This is a genomic window from Streptomyces durocortorensis (assembly GCF_016901035.1).
GTDB classification, from domain to species: Bacteria; Actinomycetota; Actinomycetes; order Streptomycetales; family Streptomycetaceae; genus Streptomyces; species Streptomyces durocortorensis.
In genome coordinates this window covers 1-9,976 of sequence record NZ_JAFEUF010000242.1, presented here as the reverse complement: position 1 = coordinate 9,976, position 9,976 = coordinate 1, and the positions used below count along the sequence as shown (strand labels likewise).

8 protein-coding genes are annotated in these 9,976 nt (G+C 73.1%); 3 read left to right on the top strand and 5 right to left on the bottom strand.

Features of this window, described 5'->3' with window-relative positions:
- Positions 1-448 precede the first annotated feature (448 nt).
- Positions 449-946: a hypothetical protein gene (locus tag JS521_RS29775; protein ID WP_205086039.1), complete on the top strand. Its 498-nt coding sequence runs from the start codon at positions 449-451 to the stop codon at positions 944-946.
- Between the two features lie 567 nt (positions 947-1,513).
- Here the strand turns inward: JS521_RS29775 and JS521_RS29770 are convergent.
- From JS521_RS29770 to JS521_RS29750, 5 genes are all read right to left on the bottom strand, one after another.
- Positions 1,514-1,672: a DUF6760 family protein gene (locus tag JS521_RS29770; protein ID WP_018492281.1), complete on the bottom strand. Its 159-nt coding sequence runs from the start codon at positions 1,670-1,672 to the stop codon at positions 1,514-1,516.
- On the bottom strand, positions 1,669-2,169 hold the full coding sequence (locus JS521_RS29765) for a hypothetical protein (protein ID WP_205086038.1): 501 nt from the start codon (positions 2,167-2,169) through the stop codon (positions 1,669-1,671). The genes JS521_RS29770 and JS521_RS29765 overlap by 4 nt, the downstream gene beginning before the upstream one ends.
- Positions 2,166-2,606 carry a phage tail protein gene (locus JS521_RS29760; protein WP_073802749.1) on the bottom strand — a complete coding sequence of 147 codons (441 nt, stop codon included), beginning with the start codon at positions 2,604-2,606 and terminating at the stop codon, positions 2,166-2,168. The genes JS521_RS29765 and JS521_RS29760 overlap by 4 nt, the downstream gene beginning before the upstream one ends.
- An 84-nt stretch (positions 2,607-2,690) precedes the next feature.
- Positions 2,691-4,241 carry a phage tail sheath family protein gene (locus JS521_RS29755; protein WP_205086037.1) on the bottom strand — a complete coding sequence of 517 codons (1,551 nt, stop codon included), beginning with the start codon at positions 4,239-4,241 and terminating at the stop codon, positions 2,691-2,693.
- A gap of 728 nt (positions 4,242-4,969) precedes the next feature.
- A complete protein-coding gene (locus JS521_RS29750; protein WP_205086040.1) occupies positions 4,970-6,325 on the bottom strand; it encodes a COG1470 family protein in 1,356 nt (451 codons plus the stop codon).
- A 244-nt stretch (positions 6,326-6,569) separates the two neighbouring features.
- Between JS521_RS29750 and JS521_RS29745 the strand changes: the two genes are divergently transcribed.
- Positions 6,570-7,343, top strand: coding sequence for a helix-turn-helix transcriptional regulator (locus JS521_RS29745; protein ID WP_205086036.1), 774 nt, complete (start codon positions 6,570-6,572; stop codon positions 7,341-7,343).
- Positions 7,344-7,493: 150 nt separating this feature from the next.
- On the top strand, positions 7,494-9,976 hold a 2,483-nt coding region (locus JS521_RS29740; protein WP_205086035.1), incomplete at its 3' end, for a DUF11 domain-containing protein.

Here is a 9,976-nt window from a genome sequence, read left to right as displayed (position 1 = left end):
CGCCCGGCCAATCCACCCCCGGGGGGGGCGCGGGCGGCCGGCCGCGCGGGGTCCGGCCGCCCCCCCCGCTGCGGGGGGCGTGGGCGATGCGGGGGTCGCTGCCGAAGGGCTCGGCGGGTCCGATTCGCGGCGCTGCAGCACCGGCAGGTCCGCCGCCGGGTGCGCCGGTGCGGGGGCGGACGGAACGACTCCCGCCGGCCCCTCGGCCCCGGCCGGCCTGGCCCCGGCGGGCAGCTCGCGCAGGGGCTTGCCCAGGGCCGGGCGTACCGTTTCGGCGGCAGGCTTCCCGGGGGCACGGTCAGGAGCCGGGGCATCGCGGTCCGGGACGACCGGGCCCTTACGGTCAGGGCCGCCCCGCCGCTCGGACACGGCCCGCTGGACGGCGGCCGGGGCGGCCTGTGCGGTCGGCGCTGACGCAGGGGAAGCCGCCGAGGGCGGGGTGGCGGGCGTGGCGGGCGCGAGCCCGGCGATCTGCCGCAGCGGCATCGCCGGACACCGGGCGACGGTCAGCGGTGGGGCGACCCGCTGGGGACGCACGGCAGCGGGCCGCGAGGGCGGGCGGACGGCGGACGCGGTGTCCCCGGCCCCGAGGGTCGCCCGCGTGGCAGGCCCGGACACGGCTCCCGAAAGCCCGCCCGAGCCGCCCGAGGCGGACTGGGCCGAGGAGTTGGACGCGGAGGCAGACCCGGAGGCCGATGAGGCTGCCGACGTGGACCGGGACGCGCTCGCCGACCCCGACGAGCCCGAGGCGTTCCCGGAACCCGGCGAACCTGCCGTACCTGACGACGGCCGAGTCCCGGACCCCGAACCGCCCGGCGACGACGGCCGGGACCTCGACCCCGACGTGACCGACGACGCCGGGCTCCTGGACTCCGAACCGTCCGACGAGGCCGGCCCGCGTGCCCCGGCCGACCGCTGGACCGGCGGCGAGGCAGGCCCCGGCTGACCCGTGCCCGTACCCATCCCCGTACCGCGTACGGCTTTCCTCCCCGCCGAAGGAGGCGGCAGGTCCGACGCGGGCGCGGGGGACTCGACGGGCTCGTCGGCCCCCGAGGGACGGACGGCGCGCAGCAGCAGCGGCCCGCCCGGGGAGGGCTGCGACGCGGTCCGCGCGGAGCCGGGGCGGGCGACACCGTGGATGAGGCCGACCGGAGCCGACGGCAGGACGGCGTGGCCCAGTTCGCCGCCGAGGGCCGGGTTCTGCCAGGAGGCCAGCCGCGAGCGGAACCGCAGCCCGTCGCTCACGCCGATCGAGGACCGGGCGACGGTCACCGACGGCGGGGCCACCCGCCGCCAGCCGCCGTCCCAGCCACCGCCGTCCAGGCCGCCGCGGTCCCGGTCACCGGCGTCGTCGCCTCCGGCGGCGGAAGCGGAGCTGCCGGGGGCCGGGGCGGACGTGCGTACGGGGGGTGCCTCGGGCACCTCGGGTACGCCCCGGTCCCCGCCCTCCCGCGCGGGCGTGCCGGACCGTTGCCGGTCCGTCCGGCGCAGCCAGTCCCCGAACCCCACACGATCACCCGCCTTCGTTGACGCGGGTGTTGATCCGCGCAATCTCCCGCACCCACTGCTGACGCTCCGCGTGGGTGAGGTCGAGAATGTCCTCACGCTGCCAATGGAAGTGGTAGGCGACGTACGCGATCTCCTCCCGCAACCGGGGAAGCGCGTACGTCACGATTCCCCCAGGCGCCCACCCGAGAGGTCCACCTCGAACGACCCGTGGCAGAGCGGGCAGGTCACCGCGGCATGCGTGTGGCCCTCGCTGTTGATCCTCCGGTAGAAGTCCTGGAGGAACGCCACGTCGGTCGCGTACATCCGCTCGACGATCCCCGCGTGGACGTCGGTGATCGGGCCGAGCTGCGTGATGACCTGGCTCAGCAGCACCACGGACAGGTACGCCGGGTTCTCCTTCACCCGCAGGTCGATCTGCGGGCGCAGCTCGTCCCGGGCCGTCGCGAGCCGCATGGTGCCGCTCCGGTGCACCTGGCCCTCGTCGTCGACGTACCCGCGCGGCAGCTCGAAGGCGAACTCCGTCTGGAGCGTGTCCCGTTCACGGGGGCGGGCGGGTGCGGGAGCGGGCGCGGCGGTCTCCTCGCGCGCGGCGGGGGCCGCGGCGAGGTTGTCGAGGACTTCTTCGAGTCCGGCGCCCGGCGTAACGGTCCGGCGCCTCATTCGACCACGATCTCCTCGAAGGTGATGGTCACCGTCTCGGTCGCCGCGCTCGACTCACCGGCCTTCAGGGAGGGGCCCTCCCACTTGGAGGCCCAGCCCTGCATCAGCTGGATGCGGCGGACGGTCTCACCCGTCGAGTCCTTGATCTCGATCGTGAGGTTCTGCCGGGCGGTGTCGACGGCCCCGTTGTTGAGGGTCTCCTTGATCCAGGTGGTGAACTCGCTGCTCTGGTCGAGCCCGCGGGTGATCGTCACCTCGCCCGCCTGGCGGGCGCCCGGCTGCTTGCGGATGATCTGCTTGCCCTCGGCGGTCACCTGACGGACCTCGACGACTTCTTCCTCGACGGTCATGCCGCTGATCTCCTGGATGGACTCCACGAGATAGCCGCCGAGCTGAACGCCGAAGACGTGGGTGGAAAGAGCGTCGCCCTCTGCCATGACTATGGGTCACCTGTTCTGATCGAGAGGTTCGAAAAGGTCGAAAGGGAAGTTAAGGGGTGCGGGAGGACCGTGCGATCACGGTCACTCGTCGACGAGACTGGTGCTGTCCGAGAACTGCGAGAGCCGGAAGATCACGAACTCCGCGGGCTTCACCGGGGCCACCCCGATCTCGCAGACGACCTGACCGAGGTCGATCGACTCCTGCGGGTTGTTGCTCCGGTCGCACCGGACGTAGAACGCCTCCTCGGCCGTGCGGCCGAACAGCGCACCGCGTCGCCACTCCTCGGTGAGGAACGCGGTGACGTTGCGCCGGATGCTCGACCAGAGGCGGTCGTCGTTCGGCTCGAACACCACCCACTGGGTGCCCAGGAGGATCGACTCCTCCAGGTAGTTGAAGAGGCGGCGGACGTTCAGGTAGCGCCAGGCCGGGTCGGAGGAGAGGGTGCGCGCGCCCCAGATGCGGATGCCGCGGCCGGGGAAGGCGCGTACGCAGTTCACGCCGATCGGGTTGAGGAGGTCCTGCTCGCCCTTGGAGAGCCGGATCTCCAGGTCCACCGCTCCTCGGATGACCTCGTTGGCGGGGGCCTTGTGGACTCCGCGCTCGTTGTCGCTCCGGGCCCAGACGCCGGCGACGTGGCCGCTCGGCGGGACCAGGGAGTTGCGGCCGCTCGCCGGGTCGAAGACCTTGACCCACGGGTAGTAGAGGGCGGCGTAACGGGAGTCGTAGCCGGCGTCCTCGTTGCGCCAGGTGCGGACCCGCTGGGCGTTCATGCCGGGCGGGGTGTCCAGGACGGCGACCCGGTCGCCCATCTGCTCGCAGTGCGAGATGACCGCGAGCTGCACGGTCTTGACGCCCTCGGCGTCGATGTCGCCGCGCTGGAAGGCGCTCATCAGGTCCGGGACGGCGACCATCGTGATCTCGTCGATCGCTTCGAGACCGGCGAACCCGGTACGGGCGGAGGCGTCGCCCACGTACTCGGAGGCGTCGAGGCGGGCCACGCCGTTGCCGGGCGCGGCCGCCGTCGCGGGGGCGAGGGCCACGGTCTGCTTCTCGGGGCGGCTCTGCGCCGTGCCGGGCTGCTCGGTGACCTGGACCAGCTTGGAGTCGCGGGCCTGGGTGACCAGGTAGCCCTTGACGTTCTTGCGGGTGGAGACGTCGTACGTCTCGGCCACCTTGCCGGCCTGGCGGACCAGCAGCCGGAAACGGTCCTCCGGGGGGTTCTCGCCCTCGGCGTCGGCGACCTCGACGGAGAGGTCGGCGCCCGTGCCGGGCTTCGCGGCGACCAGGAACCCGCCGAGCGCGACGGGTGCGGGGGCCTGGGCGACCGCGCCACGGCCCGTACCCTCCGCGCCCTCCGTGCCCTCGGCGGGGCCGCCGATGCGCACGATGTAGGCCGCGCCGCCGCCGTTGGCGAAGAAGCCGTAGACGGCGTGCGCCAGATAGGTGTCGGCGGTGAACGCGCCGAACGTCTGGACGTACTGGTCCCAGTTGGTCACCAGCGTCGGCCGGTGGAAGGGGCCCGTCCCGGCGAAGCCGACGAAGGCTGCGACCGCGGTGCCGACCCCTTCGATGGGCCGCGCTCCGGACTGCACCTCCTCCACGTAAACACCGGGGGTGAGGTACGACGGCATGCTCGCTCCTTCTGGACGGTCACTCGATCACCGTCCAGTCTTGACCGGCCGCTCGGGCGCGGACCAGGCCCGGGAGTCCTCGGCACGGGGCAACGAAACTGCCCTTTCCGGGCCCCGGACGCCGGGTGACGCTGCCCCTGGCGGTCCGGTCGGAACGGTCGCTCCTATTCGCGATCTTCGACGCGCATTCCGCGGCCTGCGTGAAGAGAACGAGAACAGCGTGTTACGGAACAGTCTCATGTTGCCACCCCCGTCCGGGGATTGGGTGAAAGGCCGGACGGCGCGCCGGGAACCCCATGTGTTTGGTATCTCTCTTTCCCGGTAAACCGCCGACGGCCGGGAGCCGTCCGGGGGTGCCGGAGAAACGCTCCGAGGTGACGCGATTCGGCCAGAATGCGCCGAGAAGGCGGGCGGAATCGGTCGGGTACGGAGGCGGGAAGCGGGCACGGAGGCGCTCCGAACGGGCAACCGCCCCCTGCTCCTGAACCGTCAGAACCATTCCTGAGCAGGTCCGTTCGTGCCCGCGGCCACCGGAAGCGGATATTCTTCCGGTGCTGTCGCCGCCGCGGGCGACCGAACTGGTTGAGACCTCTGACGTATCCGGGAGGGCGAATTCGCCATCGCCCGGCACGCCAGGTTTCCTCTCGGCAGGGTTTCTGCTGTTGTCTCGTCGAGAGGGTAAGCGGAACGCCCGGCGTCGCTGTTTCTGTCGTTCTTCTGTCGTTCTTCTATCGTGCGAGATCGCTCAGCACGCCGCTGACATTCAGAACCTGATGGCACCCGGAAGCCTGTGTTCCGGTGGCCGGAGTGCCGGGCTTGGCACAGGTGACGGAAGCGGTGACGGTGGCGTTCTCCGGAACCTGAATGGGGGTGACCCAGTGATAGTCCTGGTTGCGGAAGGTCTCCAGCGCGATCGTCGTGATCTTGCGGTCTCCGAAGGAGATCGTCACGACGCCTTCGTCGCCCTGGAAGTTCGCCACCACGACGTCGGTGACGCCGAACACCTTCCCGGCCGGCACCTTGTAGGCGCCCACCTTCGTGGCCCCTGCCCGGGTCTGCACGTCGATGGTCTCGGAGGCCTGCCGCCCGCCGCCCGCGCCGCCGCCGTTGCCGCCCCCGCCGGATCCGCCCGGACCCGAACCGCCCGTACCGGGGCCCGTTCCGTCCGGACCGGTCCCCTCGCCCTGGCCGCCTGCCGGGTTCTCCGTACCGCCGGGCGGTGTCGACCCCTGCTCCTCGCCCCGCTCGGTCTCCTCCTGCGCGGCCTTCGCCCCGGCCTGCTTGGCCGTGCTCTGCACCGCGGGCCGCACCAGGGCGAACCACGCGAGCAGCAGCGCCAGCAGCGCCGCCAGCACGATCAGCAGCCACTTGGGCAGCACGGGTATCTGCGCGAACTCCCCGGGCAGCGGCTCGGGCCCACCGTGCAGGCCGTCGTCGGCCGGGGCCGGGGCCGTGGCCACGGGCTTGGGCTCGGCCTTGGTGTCGGCGTTCCCCTCGGTGCCCTCGGCAGCCTCCGCGGCCTCGCTCGCCAGGACCTCGAACGGCCAGGTGACGGGCTCACCGAACCAGATCAGCTTCCGCGCCCGGACCTTCAGCGCGACCTCCGCCGACTCGCCCGGCTCCAGCCGCTTCTTGTCTGGAGTGAAGCCGAGGGTCAGGTCCTCCCCGTCCTGCCGGCCCGCGAGGACCACGTCGACCGGGGTGTTCCCCTTGTTCTGCACGGCGGTACGGAAACGGGCGCCCAGCCAGCCCCGGCGGCGGCGCGGCTCCAGCTCCGTGCGGAGCTCGTGGAAGGGCTCCACGGTCACCGTGGCCTCCGGAACCACCACCGACTCGGGCCGCTCCGCGGGCAGGACCCGTACGGCCAGGGGGGTTTCGCCCGCCCGGACCTCGTGGGAGCGGGGCGGGGCGAAGGTGAGGGCCACCGTCTCGGAGGTGCCCGGGTACAGCGACACACGCGCCGGCTCGACGGTGGTCCAGGCCGCGCAGTCGCCGACGACTTCGAGGGTGTAGGCCTCGACGATGTCGCCGTCGTTGCGCACGGTCAGGGTGGTCGTCGCGGTACCGCCCGGCGACACCGTCACCGTGGGGCTTTCGAGTTCGGCAGATGTGGTCACTCTGCGACGGTAGGCCGCCGACGCCGCCCGGCAGCAGAGACGCAAGGGCAAGAAGCGGGCAGCGGCGGTGCCCCGCGGGCCCACCGGCACGGTGTCCCCGCGCCCCCGCGCCGGGCCCGCTCGCCCTGCCCCGGCCGGCGGGGGGCGATCACGATCACGAGCACAGCACGCATATCGGGCTGCAGTACCTGAGGAAGACGGGCACGGAACGATGACGACGATCACGGACACGACGAACAGCACGGCTGCACGCACAGCTGCACGTACGACGGACAGTGCGACGGCCGGCACGGCCGCACACGGGCAGTTCCGCGGGCCCGACGCGGCGGGCCGCCGCACGGCCGGCCCCGGGGGAGCGCCCGGGGGCCGGGTCTCCGTGGCGGTGTACGCGGAGGACCTGATCCTGCAGACCGGAATGGTCCACCAACTGCGCGTGCGCCCCGAGATAGAACTGCTGCCGGAGGCCGAGGCGGACCGGGCGCAGGTCTCCCTGGTCGTGGTGGACACGGTGGGCGAGTTCACCGTCCAGCTCCTGCACCGCCTCCAGCGCAACACCTCCACCCGCACCGGACTGGTCGTCGGGTTCTTCGAGTCGGGCGCCCTCCAGACCATGATCGAGTGTGGGGTCGCCGCCGTGCTGCGGCGCGGCGAGGCCGACCAGGACCGGCTCGTCCACCTGGTGCGGGCGATGGCCAACGGCGAAGGCGTCCTGCCGGGCGACCTGCTCGGCAAGCTGCTCGACCACGTCAGCTCCCTCCAGCGGACGGTCCTCGACCCCCGCGGGCTCACCCTGTCCACGCTCACCGCGCGCGAGGCGGAGATGATCCGGCTGGTCTCGGAGGGCTGCGACACCGCGGAGATCGCGCGGAAGACCTCGTACTCGGAACGCACCGTCAAGAACGTGCTGCACGAGGTCGCGACCCGCCTCGAACTGCGCAACCGGGCCCACGCGGTGGGCTACGCGATGCGGCACGGGCTGATCTGAGGGAGGGGCGGCCGCCGCCCGGAGCCAGGGCGACCGCCGCAAAGGGCAGCGGTCCCTTCCCCCGCTCCGGGTACGCGCGGCCTGTCCCTCGCCCCCGCGCGGGGGCGAAGCTGGCCGGTGGAGAGTCATCGACAGACTGTGAGGTGGGCCGTGACCGGCACTGCTGGCCCGGCGAAGCAATCCCGGCTGGGCCGACTGACCGGTGCGGCGGTGCTGTTGGCACCGCTGCTGCTGGTCGGCTCGGCCGCCGCCCCGGACGGGGCGGGCGAGGCCGTCGCCGCCGTGGCGGACGCCGACCCGGCCCAGGCGGGGCGGATCGCCTTCGCCGGTACCGACCACCGCAGCCTGGGGCGGGCCAACGACCAGGACAGGACCGACCCGCTGTTCGGCGACGGGGGGCCCGCCCACTACGACCAGGACCCCTCCGCCCGCGGTGACGTCCTGGTCTTCACCAGCCTCCGGGACAGCGCCAAGCCCCAGGTGTACGTGCGCGGCGCGGACGGGTCCGTGCGCCGGCTCACCGCCGACCGGGACGCGGCCCGCCCCGAACTCTCCCCGGACGGCCGGACCGTGGTCTTCGACTCGGCGGAGCCCGGCCCCGGCGGAACCGTCCAGCGCGACCTCTGGTCGGTCGGCGTCGACGGCACGAACCTGCGCCGCCTCACCGACACCGCCGACAACGAGGAGTCCCCGACCTGGTCCCCGGACGGCACGAGGATCGCGTACGCCTGCGACGGCGACACCGCCCTCGGATGGCAGATATACGTGCGGGACGTCGCCGGCGGCCCGCAGACCCGGATCAGCGACGCCGGGGCCGGTGACGCCACCGAGCCCTCCTGGAACCCGGGCACCGACCCCGCCGCCCGGAACACCGTCGCGTACACCCTCACCACCAACCCCGACCCGAACGTCGACGACGGGACGGAACTTCGGGCCACGGAGGGCCTCGGCACCGACCGGCCGCTGCTGGTCGGCGGGCACGCCGAGTGGGGCACCCGCTCCGCCTCCTGGCTGCCGGACGGCAAGGACGTCGTCTTCCTCAGCCCGTACCACACCTGCGGCTGCGACGACTTCGACCACGTCTACCGGGTGACCGCCTTCGACCCCGACCCGCCGGACCAACTGGTCAACGAGAACCGCGAGGTGGGGCCGCCCACCTGGTTCCCCCCGGCCGGGACCGTGGTCGTCCCCCGCATCACCCCGGACCCCGGGACCATCAAGAAGCCGGACGAGGTGCTCTCCGGTGCGCAGATGGTGACGCTCCAGGACGTCCGCCAGGACGGCTCCGACCCCCGCGACCTGGGCCTCACGATCCTCAAGGAGGACCCGGCGGCGCGCACCAACGACGACGCCGCCGTGGACCCGCTGTTCAACCCGGGCCCGGACTACGACCCGTGGACCGAGCGGCAGAGCTACACCCCGGACGGCCGCCGCATCGTCGTCACCCGCTTCGAGGACGGCGACGCCGGACGGATCGAGCGGATCTGGATGACCGACGCGGACGGGAGGAACGCGGCGGCACTGCCACTCGCCGGACGCGGTGCGAACGACTGGGACACCGACCCCGCCTTCTCGCCGGACGGCACCAAGCTCGCGTTCACCCGCACTTCGCCCGGCGGCACCGGCGACGCGGCCGGCCCGAGCCGCATCCTCATCGCCGACGTCGCCAGCGGTGAGATCCTCGACGAGATCCGGCCGCCCGCGGGGCAGCAGCCGGGCGGCGACGCCCAGCCGACCTGGTCCTCGGACGGTGCCAACCTCGCCTTCACCCGCAACCAGACCATCAACGGCAACGGCGGCAACAGGCACATCTGGGTCGTGCCGGTCGCCGACCTCGGCAACCAGCGCGACCTGAGCGCCACCATCTGCCCCGGCGCCTGCGAGGTCATCGACGACAGCCCCGCGTTCTCGCCGGACGGCCTGAAGGTCGCCTTCAACCGCAAGGACGGCGGGGGCAGGGTCAACCAGCAGGCCGGCGTCCTCGTCAAGCCCCTGCGCGGCGGCGGCTGCCGGGTCGTGCTGCCCTCCGTCCAGAAGGACAACCCGGCCGGCTGCGACCTGCCGATCCCCGACACCTCCGCGACCGGCCCCCACCAGCCCCGCGACGTGGCCTGGACCCCCGGCGGCGACAAGCTCGTCCTCACCGCGCGCCGCGAACTCGCCCCGAACTCCATGGAGCAGCTCTCCGTCCTCGACCTCGCCTCCGGCGACCTGGCCCCCGTCGACAACACGCACGCCGGACGGCAGAAGGAGCCCGCCCTCCAGCAGTCCGTCGACCTGTCGCTGACCGCGCCGCCCACCCAGCCCGCCGTGGAGGTCGGCTCCGACACCGAGGTGACCATCACCGTCACCAACCGGGGCCCCGCCCCGTCGCCCGGCACCACCCTCACCGTCGACGCCCCGCCCGGCGTACGGCTGGAGGAACTGACCACCGACTCGGGGACCTGCGCCCCCGGCACCCCGCAGTGCAACCTCGGCATCGTCCCGCCCGGCACCGACGTGGAGATCACCGCCCGGCTGACCGGCGTCACCACCGGCGACCAGCGGATCAACTGGTCCGTCACCGGGGCCGTCATCGACCCCAACCCCACGGACAACGCCACCGGCACGATCGTCCCGGTCGAGGACGCCCC

Bases quoted from the DNA above. Each gene is read 5' to 3' on its own strand.
- JS521_RS29765 (WP_205086038.1), bottom strand. From the start codon at position 2,169: ATGAGGCGCCGGACCGTTACGCCGGGCGCCGGACTCGAAGAAGTCCTC.
- JS521_RS29760 (WP_073802749.1), bottom strand. From the start codon at position 2,606: ATGGCAGAGGGCGACGCTCTTTCCACCCACGTCTTCGGCGTTCAGCTC.
- JS521_RS29755 (WP_205086037.1), bottom strand. From the start codon at position 4,241: ATGCCGTCGTACCTCACCCCCGGTGTTTACGTGGAGGAGGTGCAGTCC.
- JS521_RS29745 (WP_205086036.1), top strand. From the start codon at position 6,570: ATGACGACGATCACGGACACGACGAACAGCACGGCTGCACGCACAGCT.